This window comes from Pseudomonas sp. G34, assembly GCF_031119625.1.
In the GTDB taxonomy this organism is placed as follows: domain Bacteria; phylum Pseudomonadota; class Gammaproteobacteria; order Pseudomonadales; family Pseudomonadaceae; genus Aquipseudomonas.
Map to the genome: position 1 here is coordinate 81,807 of NZ_JAVHZV010000030.1, position 22,067 is coordinate 103,873.

At 64.3% G+C, this 22,067-nt stretch carries 20 protein-coding genes; 8 read left to right on the forward strand and 12 right to left on the reverse strand.

The window, feature by feature from the left end; genetic code table 11:
• The first annotated feature begins 40 nt into the window (after positions 1-40).
• A complete protein-coding gene (rpoD, locus tag QYS36_RS21920) occupies positions 41-1,888 on the forward strand; it encodes an RNA polymerase sigma factor RpoD (protein WP_308841487.1) in 1,848 nt (615 codons plus the stop codon).
• Positions 1,889-2,709: 821 nt separating this feature from the next.
• Here the strand turns inward: rpoD and yjiA are convergent.
• The 3 genes from yjiA to QYS36_RS21935 all read right to left on the reverse strand — a co-directional run bounded on the left by yjiA (position 2,710) and on the right by QYS36_RS21935 (position 6,030).
• A complete protein-coding gene (gene yjiA, locus QYS36_RS21925) occupies positions 2,710-3,675 on the reverse strand; it encodes a GTPase (protein WP_308841488.1) in 966 nt (321 codons plus the stop codon).
• An 80-nt stretch (positions 3,676-3,755) separates the two neighbouring features.
• A complete protein-coding gene (locus QYS36_RS21930) occupies positions 3,756-3,959 on the reverse strand; it encodes a YbdD/YjiX family protein (protein ID WP_308841489.1) in 204 nt (67 codons plus the stop codon).
• On the reverse strand, positions 3,949-6,030 hold the full coding sequence (locus QYS36_RS21935; protein WP_308841490.1) for a carbon starvation CstA family protein: 2,082 nt from the start codon (positions 6,028-6,030) through the stop codon (positions 3,949-3,951). Before QYS36_RS21935 ends, QYS36_RS21930 begins: the two co-directional genes overlap by 11 nt.
• Positions 6,031-6,268: 238 nt before the next feature.
• Here QYS36_RS21935 and QYS36_RS21940 point away from each other — a divergent pair, with 238 nt between their 5' ends.
• The 3 genes from QYS36_RS21940 (at position 6,269) to QYS36_RS21950 (ending at position 8,760) form a co-directional block, all read left to right on the forward strand.
• Entirely contained in the window at positions 6,269-7,642 is a 1,374-nt protein-coding gene (locus QYS36_RS21940) for a cache domain-containing protein (protein ID WP_308841491.1), read from the forward strand.
• The gene (locus QYS36_RS21945) at positions 7,639-8,265 is read left to right on the forward strand and encodes a response regulator transcription factor (protein WP_308841492.1); all 627 of its coding nucleotides are present in this window, start codon (positions 7,639-7,641) and stop codon (positions 8,263-8,265) included. The genes QYS36_RS21940 and QYS36_RS21945 overlap by 4 nt, the downstream gene beginning before the upstream one ends.
• Positions 8,266-8,388: 123 nt before the next feature.
• Positions 8,389-8,760: a PilZ domain-containing protein gene (locus QYS36_RS21950; protein WP_308841493.1), complete on the forward strand. Its 372-nt coding sequence runs from the start codon at positions 8,389-8,391 to the stop codon at positions 8,758-8,760.
• A 91-nt stretch (positions 8,761-8,851) separates the two neighbouring features.
• Here the strand turns inward: QYS36_RS21950 and QYS36_RS21955 are convergent, their stop codons facing one another.
• Together QYS36_RS21955 and radA are read right to left on the reverse strand one after the other, a co-directional pair.
• Positions 8,852-9,022 carry a hypothetical protein gene (locus tag QYS36_RS21955; protein ID WP_308841494.1) on the reverse strand — a complete coding sequence of 57 codons (171 nt, stop codon included), beginning with the start codon at positions 9,020-9,022 and terminating at the stop codon, positions 8,852-8,854.
• 107 nt (positions 9,023-9,129) lie between these two features.
• A complete protein-coding gene (gene radA, locus QYS36_RS21960; protein WP_308841495.1) occupies positions 9,130-10,497 on the reverse strand; it encodes a DNA repair protein RadA in 1,368 nt (455 codons plus the stop codon).
• A 135-nt stretch (positions 10,498-10,632) separates the two neighbouring features.
• Between radA and QYS36_RS21965 the strand changes: the two genes are divergently transcribed.
• Entirely contained in the window at positions 10,633-11,118 is a 486-nt protein-coding gene (locus QYS36_RS21965) for a GNAT family N-acetyltransferase (RefSeq protein ID WP_308841496.1), read from the forward strand.
• A 134-nt stretch (positions 11,119-11,252) separates the two neighbouring features.
• On the opposite strand, the gene QYS36_RS21970 is transcribed toward QYS36_RS21965, so the two are convergent.
• Positions 11,253-11,489 (reverse strand): DUF465 domain-containing protein, encoded by a 237-nt coding sequence (locus QYS36_RS21970; protein ID WP_308841497.1) that lies wholly within the window; start codon positions 11,487-11,489, stop codon positions 11,253-11,255.
• Positions 11,490-11,567: 78 nt separating this feature from the next.
• Complete coding sequence (locus QYS36_RS21975) at positions 11,568-11,819, reverse strand: DUF465 domain-containing protein (RefSeq protein WP_308841498.1); 252 nt, start codon at positions 11,817-11,819, stop codon at positions 11,568-11,570.
• A 288-nt stretch (positions 11,820-12,107) separates the two neighbouring features.
• On the opposite strand from QYS36_RS21975, the gene mscL reads away from it, so the two are divergent.
• Positions 12,108-12,521 (forward strand): large-conductance mechanosensitive channel protein MscL, encoded by a 414-nt coding sequence (gene mscL / locus QYS36_RS21980; RefSeq protein WP_308841499.1) that lies wholly within the window; start codon positions 12,108-12,110, stop codon positions 12,519-12,521.
• 66 nt (positions 12,522-12,587) lie between these two features.
• Here mscL and QYS36_RS21985 read toward each other — a convergent pair whose 3' ends face one another.
• From QYS36_RS21985 to araD1, 4 genes are all read right to left on the reverse strand, one after another.
• Complete coding sequence (locus QYS36_RS21985) at positions 12,588-14,150, reverse strand: TerC family protein (protein ID WP_308841500.1); 1,563 nt, start codon at positions 14,148-14,150, stop codon at positions 12,588-12,590.
• A gap of 315 nt (positions 14,151-14,465) precedes the next feature.
• Positions 14,466-15,239 (reverse strand): ferredoxin--NADP reductase, encoded by a 774-nt coding sequence (locus tag QYS36_RS21990; RefSeq protein WP_308841501.1) that lies wholly within the window; start codon positions 15,237-15,239, stop codon positions 14,466-14,468.
• Between the two features lie 319 nt (positions 15,240-15,558).
• Positions 15,559-17,136, reverse strand: coding sequence for an aldehyde dehydrogenase (NADP(+)) (locus tag QYS36_RS21995; RefSeq protein ID WP_308841502.1), 1,578 nt, complete (start codon positions 17,134-17,136; stop codon positions 15,559-15,561).
• 280 nt (positions 17,137-17,416) lie between these two features.
• Positions 17,417-18,412 (reverse strand): AraD1 family protein, encoded by a 996-nt coding sequence (araD1, locus tag QYS36_RS22000; RefSeq protein ID WP_308841503.1) that lies wholly within the window; start codon positions 18,410-18,412, stop codon positions 17,417-17,419.
• A 113-nt stretch (positions 18,413-18,525) separates the two neighbouring features.
• Here araD1 and QYS36_RS22005 point away from each other — a divergent pair, with 113 nt between their 5' ends.
• On the forward strand, positions 18,526-19,446 hold the full coding sequence (locus QYS36_RS22005) for a LysR family transcriptional regulator (protein ID WP_308841504.1): 921 nt from the start codon (positions 18,526-18,528) through the stop codon (positions 19,444-19,446).
• 173 nt (positions 19,447-19,619) lie between these two features.
• Here QYS36_RS22005 and QYS36_RS22010 read toward each other — a convergent pair whose 3' ends face one another.
• Entirely contained in the window at positions 19,620-20,609 is a 990-nt protein-coding gene (locus QYS36_RS22010) for a TRAP transporter substrate-binding protein (RefSeq protein WP_308841505.1), read from the reverse strand.
• A gap of 304 nt (positions 20,610-20,913) precedes the next feature.
• On the opposite strand from QYS36_RS22010, the gene QYS36_RS22015 reads away from it, so the two are divergent.
• Positions 20,914-22,035, forward strand: coding sequence for a class I SAM-dependent methyltransferase (locus tag QYS36_RS22015; RefSeq protein WP_308841506.1), 1,122 nt, complete (start codon positions 20,914-20,916; stop codon positions 22,033-22,035).
• Positions 22,036-22,067 lie beyond the last annotated feature (32 nt).

Consider the following 22,067-nt stretch of genomic DNA (forward strand, 5'->3'; position numbering starts at 1 on the left):
TTGTTTTCAGCCCGCCAAGACCTTAAGTGGATAGGGTGTTATGTCCGGAAAAGCGCAACAGCAATCTCGTTTGAAAGAATTGATCAGCCGTGGTCGTGAGCAGGGTTACCTGACTTACGCGGAGGTCAATGACCACCTGCCCGAGGATATTTCAGATCCGGAACAGGTGGAAGACATCATCCGCATGATCAACGACATGGGGATCAACGTATTCGAGAGTGCTCCGGATGCGGACGCCCTGTTGTTGGCCGAAGCCGACACCGACGAAGCCGCCGCCGAAGAGGCAGCCGCTGCTCTCGCCGCCGTTGAAACCGATATCGGCCGCACCACCGACCCGGTGCGCATGTACATGCGTGAAATGGGGACCGTGGAACTGCTGACCCGCGAAGGCGAGATCGAAATCGCCAAGCGGATCGAAGAAGGCATCCGTGAAGTCATGGGCGCCGTCGCTCACTTCCCGGGCACCGTCGACAGCATTCTCGCCGAATACACCCGCGTCACCACCGAGGGCGGCCGCCTGGTCGAAGTACTCAGTGGCTACATCGACCCCGATGACGGTAGCGTGCCTGCCGAAGCCGCGGCTCCGGTTCCTGCGTCTACCGACGGCAAGGCCGAAGACAAGGACGATGAAGAGGAAGACGGCGACAGCGACGACGAGGAAGAAGAAGGCGATGGCGGCCCGGATCCTGAAGAGGCCCTGCGCCGCTTCACCGCGGTCTCCGATCAGCTGGAAATCGCCAAGAAAGCGCTGAAGAAGCATGGCCGCGACAGCAAGCAGGCGATCGAAGAGCTGCGCCTGCTGGCCGAGCTGTTCATGCCGATCAAGCTGGTGCCCAAGCAGTACGACGCACTGGTGGTGCGGGTACGTGAAGCCCTGGACCGCCTGCGTGGCCAGGAACGCGCCATCATGCAACTGTGCGTGCGTGATGCCCGCATGCCACGTGCCGACTTCCTGCGCCTGTTCCCGGGCAACGAAGTGGATCTGGGCTGGGCTGCCAGCCTGGCCAAGGGCAAATCCAAGTACGCCGAAGCCATCGGCAACCTGGAAGCCGATATCCAGCGCTGCCAGCAGAAGCTGATCGCCCTGCAGGAAGAAAGCGACCTGACCCTGGCCGAGATCAAGGACATCAACCGTCGCATGTCGATCGGTGAAGCCAAGGCTCGTCGTGCCAAGAAGGAAATGGTCGAGGCCAACCTGCGCCTGGTCATCTCCATCGCCAAGAAGTACACCAACCGCGGCCTGCAGTTCCTCGACCTGATCCAGGAAGGCAACATCGGCCTGATGAAGGCGGTGGACAAGTTCGAATACCGTCGCGGCTACAAGTTCTCGACCTATGCCACCTGGTGGATCCGTCAGGCGATCACTCGCTCGATCGCCGACCAGGCCCGCACCATCCGTATTCCGGTGCACATGATCGAGACGATCAACAAGCTCAACCGCATCTCCCGGCAGATGCTCCAGGAAATGGGCCGCGAGCCCACGCCTGAAGAGCTGGGCGAGCGCATGGAAATGCCCGAGGACAAGATCCGCAAGGTGCTGAAGATCGCCAAAGAGCCGATCTCCATGGAAACCCCGATCGGCGACGACGAGGATTCGCACCTGGGCGACTTCATCGAGGACAGCACCATGCAGTCCCCGATCGACGTGGCCACCGTGGAAAGCCTCAAGGAAGCCACCCGCGAAGTACTCGCCGGCCTCACCGCCCGTGAAGCCAAGGTGCTGCGCATGCGCTTCGGGATCGACATGAACACTGACCACACCCTCGAGGAAGTGGGCAAGCAGTTCGACGTCACCCGCGAGCGTATTCGTCAGATCGAAGCCAAGGCCCTGCGCAAGCTGCGCCACCCGACCCGTAGCGAACACCTGCGCTCGTTCCTCGACGAGTAAGGTTTCCCGGGTACAAAAAATGCCGGTCAGTTTGCGCTGACCGGCATTTTTTTATGGTTCATCGCATTTTCGCATGACATCGGACTGGCAAGTTTGTGTGCGTATTACTTACTGGTTTCGCACTATCCATTACCGCGTCTACTGAACCTTTGTGTTGCGCCCCTTACGGGCGCCACACCTTGATTCGCTTCGCTCACCCTTCGGGCCAGCCTGCGGCTGTTACTGCGCTTCGCTACGTTTCTTTGCTTGCCCAAGAAAGGTGTGCCAAAGAAGGGCACCCCGACATCCGGGTTTCGCTTCGCTCAACTTCCCTCGCTCCGGTGCCGCTCCGGGGGCCGGGCCGCGAGCTTGCGACATCTCCGGGAGATCAAAGTCGGTAGCGTTTGGCTTTTGCTCTTGAAGAGCGATCTCACAGACGACGTTCAAGCCCCCTTCAGCAGGCCGAGTGGAATCGCCAGGTAAGGGGTTGAGCGACATGGATGTCGCGAGAGCTGCGACGGGCCAGGGATGGCCCTTCGCAGCGTGCCCCTGGAGTGGTGGTGGAATGAGGGAACCCCGGCGCAGCCGGGGCCGGATGGTGGGGTGCCCTTCTCTTTGGTTACTTTCTCTTGGGCAAGCAAGAGAAAGTGACTCGCCCGTAAGGGGCGAAACCCACTAGTCCAGGCGGCGGGCCAATGGAGAGTGCCAAGTCATCGGCAGCGAACACTTATTCGCCAGTCCAGTATCAAGCGCATCCTCCCCGGGAAAATGTGAAGAACATTTTTATGCCCTGCCATTTTTGCCAGGTAGCCTACTGAGCGTCGCAAGCAATGTTGGAAACCTCAGGCATTCACCTCGGCAAAACCCTGACGAATCGCCTCCTCCGGCAGGCTGTCGCCGATAAACACCATCACGCTTTCGCGCTTCTCGTCGGCGCCCCACTCGCTGTCCCAGTCGAAGCCATAGAGCCGCAGCACGCCCTGGAACACCATGCGGCGCTCTTCGCCGGCAATGCTCAGCACGCCTTTGTAGCGCAGCAGCGAATTGCCGTGTTCCTCGAGCAACGTCTCCATGAAGCCACTGAGCCGATCCAGATCCAGCGGCTGGTCGCTGCTCAGCACCAGCGTGGCGATGCGGTCGACGCTCTTGCCCGGCATGACCGGTCGCAGGCTTGGCGCTAAATCGGCATTCAGATTGAAGCCGCGCACGTCGAGCAGCTCGGCCAGGTCGATACGCCCATGCTCGACCACGCGGATCGGCGCCCGCCGGTTGATCCGTTGCAGGCGCGTGGTAAGGGCAGCACGGGCAGTGTCATCGACCAGGTCGGTCTTGCTCAGCAGGATGCGGTCGGCAAAGCCGACCTGGGCCTGGGCGATGGTTTCCTGCAGATGGCGCTCGGCATTGGCAGCGTCCACCAGGGTGATGATGCCGTCCAGCACGTAACGGTCGCAGAGCTCTTCGGTGGCGAAAAAGGTTTGCGCCACCGGCGCCGGGTCGGCGAGGCCGGTGCATTCGATGACCAGACGATCAAAGGCCAGCTCACCACTGTCGAGCTTCTCGAGCAGCAGAAACAGCGCCTTCTCCAGCTCGACGTGAATGGAGCAGCACACGCAGCCGTTGGCCAGGGTCAGCACCTGCACCGGCTCGCTGCCGAGCAACTGGCTGTCGATCGGCATTTCGCTGTATTCGTTTTCGATCACGGCGATCTTCAGGCCGTGCTCGGCCTTGAGGATGTGGCGCAGCAGCGTGGTTTTACCAGCACCGAGAAAACCGCTGAGCACGGTGACCGGAATGGGGGTGAAGGACATAAAAAGCGTTCCTCTGAATGCCACACGCCACGACTAGGCGTGGCGTGTGGTGCTTGAAGCGGGCGCTCAGCCCGGCGAGATCAACAGCAGCGCACCGGCCGCCCCTTGCCGCCACCATAGCGCGCTTCCTGGCGCTCGCGGAAGAAGGCTTCGTAGCTCATTACCGGCTGGTCCGGGTGCTTGTTGGCCATGTGCTCGACGTAGGTGTCGTAGTCGGGCATGCCCACCAGCATCCGTGCAGCCTGGCCGAGGTACTTGCCCATGCGGCTGAGATCATTGAACACGGGCGACCTCCGGTGCGTCAGCGGGAAGCGCCTGATACGGCGCCTCCTGATCGGTACGCAGCGCCTTGCTCCAGGCGGCACGGCCGACCTTGATGGCGTAGAACAGCACGCTGAGCACCACGAACAGGAACAGCACGGTAAGCGTGGCGTTGGTGTAGGCGTTGAAGATCACGTGCTGCATCTGGCCGATGTCCTTGGCCGGGGCGATGACCTGACCGGCGTCCAGGGCAGCCTGGTACTTCTTGGCCAGGGCCAGGAAGCCCACCGCCGGGTTCGGGTCGAGCAGCTTGATCAAACCTGCGGTGGTGGTGCAGATCAGCAGCCAGGTGGCCGGGATCAGGGTCACCCACACGTAGCGCTCGCGCTTCATCTTGATCAGCACCACGGTGCCAAGCATCAGCGCGATACCGGCGAGCATCTGGTTGGAGATGCCGAACAGCGGCCACAGGGTGTTGATGCCGCCCAGCGGATCGATCACGCCCTGGTACAGCAACCAGCCCCACAGGGCCACGCAGCCGGCCGTGGCGATCACGTTGGCGGTCCACGACTCGGTTTTCTTCAGGGCCGGCACGAAGTTGCCGAGCAGGTCCTGCAGCATGAAGCGACCGGCGCGGGTACCGGCGTCCACTGCGGTGAGGATGAACAACGCCTCGAAGAGGATCGCGAAGTGGTACCAGAACGCCATGGTGTTCTCACCTGGCAGCACGCTGTGGAGGATCTGCGCGATGCCCACGGCGAGGGTCGGTGCACCGCCGGCACGGGCCAGGACGGTGTTCTCGCCGATATCGCGGGCGACCGCCTCGAGCTGCTCGGGAGTGATCATGAAGCCCCAGCTGCTGACCGTGGCGGCTACCGACTGAACATCCGAGCCAACCAGTGCCGCCGGGCTGTTCATGGCGAAGTAGATGCCCGGCTCGATCACCGAGGCGGCGACCATGGCCATGATGGCCACGAAGGACTCCATCAGCATGCCGCCGTAACCGATGTAGCGGGCGTGGGTTTCGTTGGCCAGCAGCTTGGGCGTGGTGCCCGAGCTGATCAGCGCGTGGAAGCCGGACACCGCTCCGCAGGCGATGGTGATGAACAGGAACGGGAACAGGGTGCCCTTCCACACCGGGCCGCTGCCGTCGGTGAACTGGGTCAGCGCCGGCATCTTCAGCTCGGGCATGACCACCAGGATGCCGATGGCCAGGGCGATGATGGTGCCGATCTTCAGGAAGGTCGACAGGTAGTCGCGCGGCGCCAGGATCAGCCACACCGGCAGTACCGCGGCGACGAAACCGTAGCCGATCAGCATCCAGGTGATCTGCACGCCGGTGAAGGTGAAGGCCGGCCCCCACACCGGGTCAGCGGCGACCACGCCACCCAGCCAGATCGAGCCGAGCAGCAGGATCACCCCGATCAGGGAGATCTCGCCGATGCGGCCCGGGCGGACGTAGCGCATGTAGACGCCCATGAACATCGCGATGGGGATGGTCGCCATCACCGTGAACATGCCCCACGGGCTTTCCGCCAGGGCCTTGACGACGATCAGCGCCAGCACCGCGAGGATGATGATCATGATCAGGAAACAGCCGAACAGCGCGATGGTGCCGGGGATGCGGCCCATCTCCTCGCGAACCATGTCGCCCAGGGAGCGGCCGTTGCGGCGGGTGGAGAGGAACAGCACCATGAAGTCCTGCACGGCACCGGCCAGCACCACGCCGGCGATCAGCCAGAGGGTGCCCGGCAGGTAGCCCATCTGCGCGGCGAGGACCGGGCCGACCAGCGGGCCGGCGCCAGCGATGGCGGCGAAGTGGTGACCGAAAAGGATGTGCTTGTTGGTCGGAACGTAGTCCAGGCCATCGTTGTTGAGCACCGCAGGGGTGGCGCGGCTGGGGTCGAGCTGCATCACCTTGGTGGCGATGAACAGGCTGTAGTAGCGGTAGGTAACGAGGTAGATCGCCACGGCAGCGACGACGATCCACAAGGCATTGATCGACTCGCCGCGGTTCAGCGCCACGGTGCCCAGGGCGAAGGCGCCCAGCAACGCGACCGCAAACCAGGCGATATGGCTGGCCATTCTGGTCATTGAACATCTCCAGCCGCAGGCCGTGGCCCACGACATCATTGTTATTGTGATGCTCTGCAAGCGGAGCCTGCCAACTATCCCCCCATGGCCCCCTGGCAGTAATTCGCAAAACTACCCACGCCCCGCTGCGTATAACTACGTAACAGCACAGCGCCACTGCCAGCCGCACGACGCCGCTTTGTGTATGCTCGGCGGCTTCTCAGCCGCCGCCGGGCGGCCCGGTTGCCAGGAGTGCCCAATGCAACTCAAGCACAAGATCGTCGCCCTGAGCCTGCTGCCCATGCTGCTGGCCGTGGCCGTGGTGTGCCTGCTGGTGCTGGTCCAGAACCAGCGCCTGGGCAACCAGCAGGCCCAGCTCATCGAGCACAGCATCCTTGGCAGCAAGCAGGCCGAGCTCAAGCACTACGTGGAAATGGCCATGAGCAGCATCGCGCCGCTGTACCACAGCGGCCGCGACGACGAGCAAACCAAGCGCCAGGTGCTGGCGCTGCTGCAGCGCATCAACTTCGGCAGCGACGGCTACTTCTTCGTCTACGACCGTAACGGCAAGAACCTCATGCATCCGCGCCAGGCGGCGCTGGTGGGCAAGGACTTGTGGAACATGACCGACCCCCATGGCCTGCCGGTGATCCAGGCATTGCTCCGCAGTGCCACCGCAGGCGACGGTTTCCAGCGCTACGCCTGGCAGAAGCCCTCCACCGGCCAGGTGGCCGAAAAGCTCGCCTACGTGACCCAGCTCGACCGCTGGGGCTGGATACTCGGCACCGGCATCTACCTGGAAGACGTCGACAAGGCCATCGCCCAGGTTCGCCACGACGTGGGCAGCGGCATCCGCACCACCATGCTGGCCATCGCCATCGTCGCGCTGATCGCGGTGCTGCTGGTGTTCGCCAGCGGCCTGACCCTCAACGTCAGCGAACAGCGTCTGGCCGACCGTCGGCAGCAGCAGCTGACCCAGCGCATCATCACCTCCCAGGAGGAAGAACGCTCGCGGCTGTCCCGGGAACTGCACGACGGCATCAGCCAGTTGCTGGTGTCGATCAAGTTCAAGTTCGAGCTGGCTGCCCACGAGCTGGACGCCGGCAAGCCCAGCGCCGCGCACACCCTGCGCCAGGGTATCGAACGCCTGGCCGGGGCGATCGGCGAAGTGCGGCGCATCTCCCACGACCTGCACCCCTCGCTGCTCGACACCCTCGGCCTGGCCTCGGCGATCGGCCAGCTGGCCAGCGAATTCGAGCAGCGCAGCGGCCTGCGCGTGGACTATGACAACCGCCTGGGCGACACGCGCCTGAGCGAGGACATGAACGTGGCGCTGTTTCGCATCCTCCAGGAGGCGCTGACCAATATCGAACGCCACGCCAGGGCCGGCCAGGTGGCCATCCAGCTGACCGGCAACCACCGCCGGGTCAAACTGCGCATCAGCGACGACGGCAGCGGCTTCAGCCCGCGCCAGGCCGAGCAGAGCGGTGGCATCGGCCTGCGTAACATTCGCGAGCGGGTCGAGCACTTTGGCGGCGAGTTCAGCATCGCCTCCACCTCGGCCGGCACCGTTCTCAGCGTCGCCCTGTTACTCTCAGCCGACGTGCAACAACCCCGGACCGCGCCCGCATGAAGACCATCCGCATCGCCCTCGTCGACGACCACATCCTGGTGCGCGAAGGCATCCGCACGCTGCTGTCGATGGTCGAGCACTTCGAGATCGCCGGTGAAGCCGGCAGTGGCAGCGAAGCGCTGGAACTGGTGGCCCGCGAACAACCGGACATCCTGCTGATGGACATCGGTCTCAAGGACATCAACGGCCTGGAGCTGACCGGCATCATCAGCAAGCGCCACCCGGCCACCAAGGTGCTGATCCTGAGCATGTACGACAATCAGGAGTACGTGAGCAGCTCGCTACGCATGGGCGCCTCGGGCTACGTGCTCAAGGAGGCGCCGTCCCAGGACATCATCTCGGCCATCGAGGTGCTGGCGGTCGGCGGGCGCTTCTACAGCAACGACGTGGCCCACAAGCTGGCCCAGGAAGACAGTGAGGAAGGTGAACTCACCCCGCGCGAACGCCAGGTGCTGCTGATGATGGCCCAGGGCCTGAACAACAAGGCCATGGCCCGCGAACTGGCGATCAGCGTACGCACCGTGGAAACCTACCGGCTGAACATTCGCCGCAAACTGGATATCGAAAAGCCCGCCGACCTGGTCAAGCACGCCATGGAGTACGGCTGGTCGCCGCAAACCTGACGCCCCGCCGAGCACGCATCCGACGACGCCACCGCGCGGCTTGGCTATAGTGGACGAGGGTCTGTTGCCGTTTCACGCGCGTTGAAACGGCAACAGACCCTAAACCAATAGAGGACAGCTTCCATGAGTGACAACCACGAACGTCGGCGCTTCCAGCGCATCGCCTTCGACGCCCCCGCCGAGATCGTGCAGGGTGAGCAGAGCTGGCAAGTGGAACTGCACGACATCTCGTTCCGTGGCGTGCTGGTGCGCCGCCCGTGGAACTGGGAAGGCGACACCGGCCAGGACTACCTGCTGCGCATCGCCCTCGATGACAACCTGCAGGTGAGCATGCAGGTCGAACTGGTACACCGCGAAGAACGCGTGCTGGGCTTTCTCTGCCACCATATCGACCTCGACTCGATGAGCCATCTGCGCCGCCTGGTGGAACTCAACCTGGGCGACGAACAGCTGCTCGAGCGCGAACTGGCAGCGCTCTGCGAAGACGACAACTAAACGAAAACGGCCGCGTCGGACAAAGCCGAACGCGACCGTTTCCTGTACGCGGATCAGCAATGGCGGCGCAGCGCCCGGGCAGCCGCCCGACTCAGTGAATGGTGAATTCACAGCACGCCACATCGGCTTCCCGGCGACGGGCGCGACGGGCTTTCACCAGGCGTGGCAGCACATCGACAAGCGGCTGACGCTTGCGCTCGATGCCCAGGCGGTCCACCTGCGAGAAACTGGCTTTGGCGATGATGTCGTAGAACAGCAGCATGATGGCGTCTCCTCTGTGGGTACGCCCTTATCCTGCGACTGCTGCCCTGCCCCACGATTGACCCAGGTCAATCGCCGCCAGGCGGCCCCAGCGGCACAACGCCGCAGTCACTCGAACAGCGCGTCGAGCGCCTGCTCCAGGCGCGTCACCGCGACCACCTGCAAACCGGCCGGCGCCTCTTTCGGCGCGTTGCCCTTGGGCACGATGGCACGCTTGAAGCCATGCTTGGCCGCCTCCTTCAAACGCTCCTGGCCACTCGGCACCGGGCGGATCTCGCCGGACAGGCCGACCTCGCCAAACACCAGCAGATCATGGGGCAGCGGCCGGTTGCGCAGGCTGGAAATCACCGCGGCCATCAGCGCCAGGTCGGAGGCCGTTTCCAGCACCTTGACGCCGCCGACCACGTTGAGAAACACGTCCTGGTCGTAGGTGGGAATGCCGCCATGGCGGTGCAGCACGGCCAGCAGCATGGCCAGGCGGTTCTGATCCAGGCCCAGGGTCACCCGCCGCGGGTTGGCCATATGGCTGGTATCGACCAGCGCCTGCACCTCCACCAGCATCGGCCGGGTACCTTCCCAGGTGGCCATGACGATGCTGCCCGGCACCTCTTCCTGGGCGCGGGTGAGGAAGATCGCCGAGGGGTTGCTGACTTCCTTGAGGCCCTTGTCGGTCATGCCGAACACGCCCAGTTCGTTGATCGCCCCGAAGCGGTTCTTCACCGCGCGCAGCAGGCGCAGGCGGCCATCGGGGTCGCCCTCGAAATACAGCACGGTGTCGACCATGTGTTCGAGTACCCGCGGGCCGGCCAGCGAGCCTTCCTTGGTCACGTGGCCGACCAGGAAGATCGCCGTGCCGCTCTGCTTGGCGAAGCGCACCAGCAGCGCCGCGCTCTCGCGCACCTGGGCAACGCCGCCGGGGGCCGACTGCAACTGCTCGGTAAAGATGGTCTGGATCGAGTCGATGACCATCACCTTGGGCTTTTCATGGCGGGCGGTGGCGATGATGCTTTCGATGCAGGTTTCGGTCATCACCTTGAGCTTGTCTTCCGGCAGGCCCAGGCGCCGGGCGCGCATCGCCACCTGCTGCTGGGACTCCTCACCGGTGACGTACAGCGCCGGAAAGCGCTGGGCGACGTTGCACAGGGTCTGCAGCAGGATGGTCGACTTGCCGATACCCGGGTCGCCGCCGATCAGCACCACCGAGCCATCCACCAGCCCCCCCCCCAGCACCCGGTCCAGTTCGGCCGAGGCCGTGGAAAAGCGCGGCATCTCCTCGACGCTGACTTCGGCCAGGGTCTTCAACTGCGCCTGTTGCCCGGCCCACCCGGTTCGGCCACTGGGCGCTGCGGCGCCGCCGGCTTCGATCATGGTTTCGGTGAGGCTGTTCCAGGCGCCGCACTCGCCGCATTGCCCGGCCCACTTGGGAAAGGTCGCGCCGCACTCGGTGCAGCCGTACAAGCGTTTGGCCTTGGCCATGGGAGTCGTCCTGCCTGATGAATCGAGGCCGAAACGATACCGAACAACTGGATAAATTTACAGACTTTCGCTACCTGGGCTATCAGCCGCCGGCGCGCTTGCCGATAATGCGCCGCTCATCTGCAGGTACCCAGCATGTCGATCAGGCTTGTCCCCACCACCGCCGAACAACTGCCGCTGATCCGCAACCTCTACCAGTTCTACGCCTACGAGTCGTCGGACTGGGAGCAGGAAGACGTCGAGGTCGACGGCCGCTTCTACGTGCACGAAGCGCACCTGCAACGCTACTGGCAGGACGACGGCTGGAGCGCGCAGCTGATTCTGGTCGATGACTTCATCGCCGGTTTTCTGTTGCTTGAAGCCTGCGAGGGCCCGGGCATCGCCGACATGGAGTTCGCCGACCTGTTCCTGCTCAAGAAATACCGCCGCCTGGGCATTGGCCGCGCACTGCTGCAACAGACCGTCAGCGATGGACGTCGCTGGCTGCTGTGCTGTTACGAGCAGGATGAATTGGGCAGTCGGTTCTGCCTACAGGTGCTGGGTGAGCTGCCATACAAGATGCGCGAGCTGGGTAAGGAGCCGGAAGCGCCGGGGCTGCGGCGTTTTGTGGTGCAGGCCTGACGAATCCCTGGGTTACGCCTACGGCTAACCCAGGCTACAGAAACCAGCTCGTAGCCTGCGGTTGAGCGCAGCGATACCCAGGAATCCGTCGGTAAAGACTCAGAGCATCGCCGCGCCCGACATCGGCCAAAGGCTCAGCCGTAAGTCAGCTCCTGGACGATCTTGTCCTTGAGCACCACCCGTTCGCGGCGCAGGCGGCCCAGGGTTTCGTCATCGAAGGGCTGATTGCCCGACTCGAGATCGACGATGCGTTTGTCCAGGTCCTGATAACGGCCCACCAGGCCATCGAAACCCGGGTGGCTCTTGCGACGCTCGGCCAGGGCATCGCCATACTCACGAAATTCCTCACGCAGATTGTGCTCGGCAGTCATGGGGCGCTCCTCTCTGTTGGGTGATGATGCATTGACCTTAGCCCATCACCACCCGCACGAACCGCCCGACGAGCAGCATCAACCGCCGCAGTTGTTGCCGCAATTGCAGCACTCACCCCGTGTCTTGCGGCGCTGGCGCGCCAGGTCCTCGCGCAAACCGGAGCGGCGCAGTTTCAGGGCCGCCAGGCTGAGCCCCTCGGGCCGCTCCAGGCCGCTCTCGATACGGGCGATACGGCGGTCGACATCGTCGTGCTGCTCGACCAGTGCGGCATACGCAGGATTGCCGCGCAGCAGCGGCATTCCGGGCTGGGCTGAATAATCGATGGGCATGACAGAGGCTCCCGTATAGATGCATGAGCGCACTCTAGTCCGCTGAAAAAGCCTGGCTTTTGATCTTCGTCAATGGCGTGCAAGGTGCCTGAATACGGGTTGCCGCACTGCACCAAAGCTCGCGGTAGAGCGTTCCGCTGAATGCAGCTCGGGCATCGACCGGTAATAAATTCGGACAATTGCCCACCACCAGGGTCACAAACCTAGCGCTGCCCAAACGGCGGCATAGGGCAGACAGGCAGCAGTGCTTTACACTTCAGCGCACCAATCGGATCCAGGGGGTTGCACATGAGCATCATCAACGAATTCAAGGCGTTCGCGGTCAAGGGCAACGTCGTCGACATGGCGGTCGGTATCATCATCGGTGCCGCCTTCGGCAAGATCGTTTCATCCTTCGTCGGTGACGTGATCATGCCGCCCCTGGGCCTGCTGATCGGCGGGGTGGATTTCTCCGACCTGGCCATCACCCTCAAGGCCGCCGAGGGCGATATCCCTGCCGTAGTGCTGGCCTACGGGCGCTTTATCCAGACGGTTATCGACTTCGTGATCGTCGCGTTCGCCATCTTCATGGGCGTGAAAGCGATCAACCGCCTCAAGCGCGAAGAAGCGGCGGCGCCTTCGGTACCGCCGGCACCGAGCACCCAGGAAGTGCTGCTGACGGAAATTCGCGACCTGCTGAAAAGCGGCCAGCACAAAGAGTGACCGGCAAACGCCGGACATGAAAACGGCGCCCTGAGAGGCGCCGTTTTTCGTTTCGCTACAGTGCCTTTACGCAGCCGATTCACTGCCTGGCTTGAGCAGCACGCGGGTTACCCGGCGCTCCTTGACCTCGATCACGGTCAGCTCCCAGCCCAGGTAATCGACCTTGTCGCCGATCAGCGGCAGGCGGTCGAGTAGGCTCATGGCCAGGCCCGCCAGGGTCTGGTAGTCGTCGGTCGGCTTGGCCGCAAAGTTCATCCGCTCGCGCAGCACCGCCAGGTTGACCGCACCGTTGACGCGGTAACCGTCGTCCACCTCCTCGACATCCGGGCCATCCACCTCGCTGGCATCCGGCAGCTCACCGGCGATGGCTTCGAGAATGTCGGTGAGGGTCAGCAGGCCTTCGAAACCGCCGAACTCGTTGACCACGAAGGCCACGTGGGTGGAACCCTGGCGCATCTGTTCCAGAGCGCTGAGCACGCTGGAGCTGTCCGGCAGGTTGATCGGCGCCCGCACCAGGCTTTCGATGTCCGGTTGCTGGCCCTTGAGCAACTCCTTGAACAGCTCCTTCTTGTGGACGTAACCCAGCGGCTCCTCACGGGAGTCGCTGCGGGTCACCACCAGGCGCGAATGCGGCGAGTCGAGCAGCGCTTGCTGGATCTTCGCCGGGTCATCGTCGAGGTCGATGCGGTCGACTTCCATGCGGTCGGTCATGACCTTCTGGATCGACATCTCGGCCATGTTCAGCACGCCGCTGATCATCACCCGCTCGCGGCGGTCGAACAGCGCGGTTTCGCCCTGCTCGCCCTCGAGCATGTCGGCGATGTCCTCACCCACTTCATCGGCCTGCACCTTGCCGCCAAGCATGCGCATCACCGCGTGGGCGGTGCGCGCACGCAAACCGCGCTGGCCCTGCAGGCTGCGCTTGCGACGCGAACGGGCGACCTGGTTGAACAGCTCGATGAGGATCGAGAAGCCGATGGCCGCGTACAGGTAACCTTTCGGAATGTGGAAGCCCAGGCCTTCGGCGGTCAGGCTGAAGCCGATCATCATCAGAAAGCCCAGGCACAGCATGATCACCGTCGGGCGGGCGTTGACGAAGGCGGTCAGCGGCTTGCTGGCGACGATCATCAGGCCGATGGAGATGATCACCGCGATCATCATCACTTGCAGGTGCTCGACCATGCCGACGGCAGTGATCACCGCATCCAGCGAGAACACCGCGTCGAGCACGATGATCTGCGCCACCACCGGCCAGAACTTGGCGTAGGTGCGCGCGCCACCGGGCTGATGCACGCGGCCTTCCAGCCGTTCGTGCAGCTCCATGGTGGCCTTGAACAACAGGAACACGCCACCGAACAGCATGATCAGGTCACGCCCGGAGAAGGTCTTGCCGAACACCTCGATCAGCGGGTCGGTGAGGGTTACCAGCCAGGCCATGCTGGCCAGCAGGCCCAGGCGCATGATCAGCGCCAGGCTCAGGCCGATCACCCGCGCACGGTCGCGCTGATGGGGTGGCAGCTTGTCGGCAAGGATGGCGATAAACACCAGGTTGTCGATGCCCAGGACGATTTCCAAGACGATCAGGGTCAACAGGCCCAGCCAGGCCGTTGGATCAGCCATCCATTCCATTTAGTGTGTAGCTCTCTCTAGGGGAAAACGGAGACGGCCGAACGCACCACGCATGCGCAAGGCAGGCGCGTGAAGGCTCGGCTGTCGGGAAGAATGCGCAGCGTTTTGCTGCACGCGAGGCGCGCGCCGGGTGGCGCTGCCTTTGGGAAGTACCGCCCTCGTCCATAACGGCGAGGGCGATCGTCTACTGTCGCTGTCCATGAAGACCGGGTAATGGGAAACAGGCCCCACAATCTACTGGAGCGCGAGTCACATCGAAAGCGGCAAGTTTGTAACCATGCTTTACATGCCCTGTGGGCCTGTCAGCCTGCAGGTTTACCAGTAGTTTTCCACGGCTACCTGCCCGGGCCGGCGGGTCAGGCTGAGGTTCATGTTGCGCGCCTTCAGGCACTGGCGAATGTCGTCGATCATCTGCGGGTTGCCGCAGATCATCACCCGCGAATGCTCGGGGGTCAGTTCCAGACCAGCGGCGCGCTCCAACTCGCCACTGTCGATCAGCCCGGTGATCCGCGCATTCAGGCAACCGGGCGCCTGCTCGCGGGTGACCACTGGCAGGTAGGTGAGCTTGTGGGTGTACTCGGCCAGGTGCTCCAGCTCGGAGAAGCCATGGATCATGTCCTGATAGGCCAGCTCGGCGACCGTGCGCGCGCTGTACACCAGCACGATGCGCTCGAAGCGCTCCCACACCTCGAAATCCTGCAGCATGGACAGGAACGGGGCGATGCCGGTACCGCTGCCGAGCAGCCACAGGTCGCGGCCGTCGACGAAGCGATCCAGGGTCAGGTAGCCGGTGGCCATTTTCTCCACCAGCAGGGTATCGCCGACGCGCAGACGGCTCAGTTCGCTGGTGAACTCACCACCGGGCACCACGATGGAAAAGAATTCCAGGTGCTCGTCGTGGGGGGCCGAGACCAGCGAATAGGCGCGCCAGACCACCGAGCCATCGGCCTTCTCCACACCCAGGCGGACGAACTGCCCGGCGCGAAAGCGAAACCCGGCATCCCGGGTGGTGCGCAGGGTGAACAGGCTGGGCGTCAGGGTCTGTACGTCGAGAAGGGTCTGGCGGGTGAACTTGTCGTCGTTGCTCATCGGCGGCTCCATCAGGGCTCATGGGCCTAGTGTCGCGCAAAGCCGCGGCGGGAAACACCGGTAAAGATCAGGGACAACGCGTCGGCCTGAAGCGATTGGTGGATAAGCTTTGCGTTATCCACCCTACGAGCTGGCACCACCATCTTGTGGGAGCGCGCCATGCGCGCGAATCGCGGGCATGGACTGGCGTCCCCGCCCGCTCCCACATGAGATAGGTTCGGAACACCGTAGCCCGGGTCGAGCGCAGCGACACCCGGGAAAAACCACCGCCCATGAAAAAGCCGACCCCAAGGTCGGCTCTTTTGTATTGCAGTGAGGCTTACAGCGCGTCGCGGCGGCTGGCGCCATCTACCAGGCGGGCGATGCCCAGCGGGTTGGCGTTCTTCAACGCGTCGGGCAGCAGGGCGTCCGGGCAGTTCTGGTAGCACACCGGGCGCAGGAAGCGGTCGATGGCCAGGGTGCCGACCGAGGTGCCACGGGCGTCGGAGGTCGCCGGGTACGGGCCGCCATGAACCATGGCGTCGCAGACTTCCACGCCGGTCGGGTAGCCGTTGAACAGCACACGGCCAACTTTCTGCTCGAGCAGTGCGAACAGCTCTTCGCTGCCAGCCAGGTCGCCCGGCTCGGTGAGCAGGGTGGCGGTCAGCTGGCCGTGCAGGCCGTTGATGGCCTTGAGCAGCTCGGCCTTGTCAGCCACTTCGACGACGATGGTGGTCGGGCCGAAGACTTCTTCCTGCAGCAGCTCGTCACCATTCAGCAGCAGGCTGACGTCGGCCTTGAACAGTTGCGGACGCGCCTGGTTGCCTTCCTGCTTGGCGCCGGTCAGGTGGGTGATGCCGGAGTGTGCGTTGAGCGCGTCCAGGCCTTTCACGTAGCTCTTCAGGGTGCCGGCGTTGAGCATGGTCTGCGGCTGCTGCTCGGCCATCTTGGCGGTGAAGCTTGCCAGGAAGGCGCTGAACTCGGGCGAACGGATACCGATCACCAGGCCCGGGTTGGTGCAGAACTGGCCACAGCCCATGACCACCGAACCGGCCAGCTCGCCGGCGATTTTCTCGCCACGGGCCTTGGCAGCCTCGGGCAGCAGGATGACCGGGTTGATGCTGCTCATCTCGGCGAATACCGGGATCGGCTGCGGGCGCGCTGCGGCCATGTCGCACAGGGCGCGGCCGCCTTTCAGCGAGCCGGTGAAGCCGACGGCCTGGATGGCCGGGTGCTTGACCAGTTCCTCGCCAACGCCGGCACCGTAGATCATGTTGAACACGCCCTTGGGCATGGCGGTTTTCTCGGCGGCGCGCAGGATGGCTTCACCGACGTGGGCGGCGGTGGTCATGTGGCCGCTGTGGGCCTTGAACACCACCGGGCAACCAGCGGCCAGGGCGGCGGCGGTATCACCACCGGCGGTGGAGAAGGCCAGCGGGAAGTTGCTGGCGCCAAACACGGCCACCGGGCCGAGGCCGATGCGGTACTGGCGCAGATCCAGGCGCGGCAACGGCTGGCGATCCGGCAGGGCACGGTCGATGCGCGCACCGTAGAAGTCGCCACGGCGCAGCACTTTGGCGAACAGGCGCATCTGGCCGCTGGTACGGCCGCGCTCACCCTGGATACGGGCGCTCGGCAGAGCGGTTTCGCGGCATACGGTGGCGACGAATTCGTCGCCCAGGGCATCCAGCTCGTCGGCGATGGCATCGAGGAACGCGGCGCGCTTTTCAGCCGGCAGGCTGCGGTAGGTCGGGTAGGCGGCTGCAGCGGCTTTGGCGGCAGCGTCGACTTCCTCAGGCGTGGCCTGGATGAAGTCGTGGGGCAGGGCTTCGCCAGTGCTGGCATCGTAGCTCTGCAGCTTCACGCTGCCGCGGGCACTGTAGGCGCCGCCGATGATGTTATGGCCATTAACGGACATGAAATATTCCTCCTGTGGAAAACCAAGCGGGGCCCTAAGAACCTGCTCACGATCTTTCTGGGCATGCGTACGGGCAACTGCCAGGCGGTAGCGGATATTCAACGACCTCGTGGGAGGGGCTTTAGCCGCGAGCTCTTTACGCCTGAACAAGCACAATCGCGGCTAAAGCCCCTCCTACAAAAGCAGCAGCGCCGATGGCCGCTACCGCCGCGCTGCAGTCAAAATAGCTAAAGCCCGGCATGAAGATCGTTAGCAGGTTCCAAGGCCCGGTGAACAATTTTTAAAGCGCGGTCACGCCACCCGGCTCGAGCGGCTCAGCCGCCGCTACCAGCCCATTGCGCAGGGGTGCGCCGAACGCTTTCATCTCGATCTCGAAGGTGTCGCCGGGTTGCGCCTGAATGCCGTCGGCATAGGACAGGGTCGCGGTGCCGAAGTAATGCACGTGCACGTCGCCCGGGCGCAGGAACTGCTGGTACTTGAAGTGGTGGAATTCCAGGTTCTCCAGGCTGTGGCACATGTTCTCCTCGCCGCTGAGAAACTCCTTCTCCCAGATCACTTCGCCGCCGCGATGAATGCGGCTGGTGCCGGACAGATGCGCCGGCAGCGCACCGACGCGCAGCTCCGGCCCGTAGGCGCAGAAGCGCAGCTTGGAGTGCGCCAGGTACAGGTAATTGCGGCGCTCCAGCACGTGGTCGGAGAACTCGTTGCCCAGCGCGTAACCCAGGCGATAGGGCTTGCCGTCATCCCCGATCACGTACAGGCCGACCAGCTCCGGCTCCTCGCCACCATCTTCGGCGAAGCTCGGCAGCGGCAGGTCGGCACCTGGGCGCACGACGATGCTGCCGTCGCCCTTGTAGAACCACTCCGGCTGCGCGCCAACCTGGCCGGCGCCTGGTTTGCCGCCCTCCAGGCCCCAGCGGAAGATGCGCATGGTATCGGTCAGGGTGGCTTCGTCCTGGCCCTTCTGCTGGTGCATCTTGTCGCGGGTCGAGGCGCTGCTCAGGTGGGTCAGGCCGGTGCCGCTGATCAGGCAGTGGGCCGGGTCCTGGTGATCCAGCGGCGCCAGGATGCGCCCGCCCTGCTGCAGCTCGGCATAGGCCGGGCCAGCGTCGCTGCCACGGTTCTCGACCTCGGCCTGCAGGCTGCGCCCGGCGCGGATCGCCGCCAGCGCCAGCTCGCGGGTGCTGGCCACGCCGCGTACGGTATGCACGGCCTCGCCGTCGACAACGCCAACCTGACGCTGGCCGCTGGTGGTTTCGAACTGGATCAGTCGCATGGCTTATCTCTCTTGTCAGTCTTGCCCGAACGGGTACAGGGCAGACTTTACGAGCTGAGCGCCAGCCTGCCTAATGACAGGCTCTGATCAAGCAATAACCGATGGTTATCACCATGCTCGCATCCCTCCCCGCCCTGGTTTCCCGATTGCGCCTGAAACAGCTGCGCCTGCTCATCGCCCTCGACGAACAGGGCTCCCTGCACAAGGCCGCCGACGCCGTGGCGATCAGCCAGCCAGGGGCGACCAAGGCGCTCAACGAAATCGAATCGGCATTCGGCACCCGGCTGTTCACCCGCACCAGCCAGGGCCTGGAGGCCAATGACCTGGGCCGTTGCGCGATCCGCTATGCGCGGCTGATCCACAGCGACCTGGCGCACCTGCGCGAGGAGATGCTCGGCATCCTGCAGGGCCAGGGCGGGCGCTTGGTGGTCGGGGTGATCATGGGCGCGGTGCCGCACCTGACCCGCGCCCTGTCGCGGCTGCGCGCGCGGCAACCGGAGCTGTCGGTGGAAATCGTCGAGGACACCAGCGCGCGGCTGCTCAGCCTGATCGACCAGGGCCGCCTGGATCTGGCGATCTGCCGCACCAGCGTGAGCCGCCGGCCGGACGACTACGACTGCCTGAGCCTGCATGACGAACAGCTGAAGGTGGTGGCCAACCCGGCCCATCCGCTGGCGGCTACACCGCGCCTGAGCCTGTCGCAACTGGCGGCCTACAGCTGGGTGGTGTTCCCGGCGAACATGCCGATGCGCCTGGTGCTGGAGCGGGCGTTCAGCGACGCCGAGCTGGAATTTCCGCGCTACCCGCTGGAAACCGCCTCGACCTTCGCCACCCTGATGCTGCTGCAGGAAGACCCGAACCTGGTGGCCCTGATGCCACGGGAAACCGCCCAGTCGGCGGCCCGCGCCGGCCAACTGGCCTGCCTGGAGATGGCCCAGGTGCTGCGCAGCGAGCCTTATGGGGTGATCAGCCGGCGCGGCGCGCCGTTATCGGCGCCAGCGCGTTTGCTGCTGGAAGAGTTGCGCGCTTCGTAGTTGTAGGGTGGATGACGCTTTTTTCATCCACCATTGCGATTGCAGCGGTGGACGGGTCGGGCCGCGTAGGTGAAGCGTCGTCCACCCTACGAACTAAATGTGGGAGCGCGCCATGCGCGCGAAAAATCGCGGGCATGGCCCGCTCCCACTGGAGTTAGGCATCAACCCGCCGATCAACGCCGATTGACGGTCTGCGCCGCGCGCAGCACATCTGCACCGATCTCCGCCTCGAAGCGCTGCCACACCGGGCGCATCGCTTCGCGCCAGGCTTCGCGTTGCTCGTGGGTCAGGGTGATGATCTGCGCGCGACCGGCGGCGACCAACTGCTCGCGGCTCTTGCGGTTGAGCTCCTCGGCGTCCTGGTTCACCTTGAAGCTGACTTCTTCGATGATCGCTTCGAGCTGGGTGCGCACCTGGTAGGGAATGCTGATCCAGAATTTGGAATTGCTGATCAGCATGTAGTTGAGCGAGCCGTGGTTGGTTTCGGTGATGAACGGCTGCACGCTGTCGAGCTTCTGGCTGGCCAGGTTCGACCAGGGGTTTTCCGCGCCTTGCACGGTGCCCTTCTGCAGCGCCGCCAGGGTTTCGCTAAAGGCCATCTTGCTGCCGGTGGCACCCAGTTGGGCGAACTGCGCCTCCAGTACCGGCGAGGGCTGAATCCGGAAGTTCAGGCCCTTGGCATCGGCAGGCGCCTTCAGCGCGCGGGTGGCGGAAAGCTGCTTCATGCCGTTGTTCCAGTAGGCCAGGCCGTAGATGTCATGGCTGGCCATGGAGCGCAGCAGCTCGCGGCTCTTCTCGCGTTTCTGAAAGCGCTTCACCGCCTCCAGGTCATCGAACAGGAACGGCAGGTCGAACACCTGCAGTTGCTTGGTGTAGGCATCGAACTTGGACAGCGAAGGCGCCAGCATCTGCACCTTGCCGTCACGCAGCGCCTGCAGCTCATCGGCATCACCGAACAGCGTGGAGTTGGGGTACACCTCGACCTTCACCTTGTCGCCCAGGCGCTGCTCGACCAGTTCCTTGAACAATTGGGCGCCACGGCCTTTCGGGGTGTCTTCGGCGACCACATGGGAGAACTTGATGACGATGGGCTCGGCGGCGAGGGCCGGCGTGCAGATCAGCAGCAGGGCGGACAGCGCAGTGGTGACGACGGACTTGAACATGCAATACCTTGGCAATAGCAGACAACGGCGCATGCGCGAGGCAGCACCTGAGGAAAAATGAGGGTTCGGATGACCTTCGGTGAGGTCGCTGTCGGCTAGGCCCGGCGCAGCGCGCGGGTGTCCGACTATTATTGGAGGGCTGCGCAGACGGGTCAGGCCGAGGCGACCGTTTTCGCAGGGCCGCGATTCTTGTCGATCGCACCCGGTAGAACAAGCGCTAATAACGCCAACTGCTGCACAGCTTGAAGATTCACTGCCCGCACCGTGGCAGAATGCGCCCCGCCACGCCCATCACGAGATCAGCATGTCGTCGTCTTTCGTCACCCCGTTCGCCACCCTTGAACTGCAGCGCCAGCCCGAGCAACCCGGCATGCCGCTGCAGGCCTTCGACGCCGCCGATGCCTACCTGCTCGAACAGGTGCAAGCGCTGCCAAGTGCCGCACGCGTGCTGCTGCTCAACGACAGCTTCGGCGCCCTGGCCTGCGCCCTGGCGGGCCGCGCCCAGGTGACCAGCAGCGGCGACTCGCACCTCGGCCACCTGGCGCTGCGCCTCAACCTGGCGCGCAACGGCCTGACTGAAGACGCGGTAACCTTCGTGCCAGCCAGCGAGCCAGCACGCGGCCCATTCGATGTGGTGCTGATCCGCGTGCCGAAAACCCTGGCCCTGCTGGAAGAACAGCTGATCCGCCTGCATGGCCAACTGGCGCCAGGCGCCCAGGTGATCGCCGGGGCGATGATCAAGCACCTGCCGCGCGCCGCTGGTGACCTGCTGGAAAAATACATCGGCCCGGTGCAGGCCTCGCTGGCGGTGAAAAAAGCCCGCCTGCTGCACGCCACACCCGAGGCAAAGCCGGCCGCGCAGTCGCCCTACCCGACCCGCTACCGCCTCGACAAACCGGCGCTGGAGCTCTGCAACCACGCCAACCTGTTCTGTCGCGAAGGCCTGGATATCGGCACCCGCGCCTTCCTGCCGCACCTGCCGCGCCACCTGGACGACCGCCGGGTGGCCGACCTGGGCTGCGGCAACGGGGTGCTGGGCATCGCCTACGCGTTGAGCAGCCCGGGTGCCGAGCTGACCCTGGTGGACGAATCCTATATGGCGGTGCAGTCCGCCGCCGAAAACTGGCAGGCGGCGCTGGGCGAGCGCCCGGTGACCATCCGCGCCGGTGACGGCCTGGCCGAGCAGACCGAAGACTCGCTGGACCTGGTGCTGTGCAACCCGCCCTTCCACCAGCAGCAGGTGGTCGGCGACTTCCTTGCCTGGCGCATGTTCCAGCAGGCGCGCAGCGCGCTGGTCACCGGTGGCGAGCTGTGGATCGTCGGCAATCGCCACCTGGGCTACCACACCAAGCTGGCGCGACTGTTCCGTGGCGTCGAGCAGGTGGCGGCCACAGCGAAGTTCGTGGTGCTCAAGGCGACCAAGTAGGCGATACAACCCCGGGTATCGCTGCGCTCGAC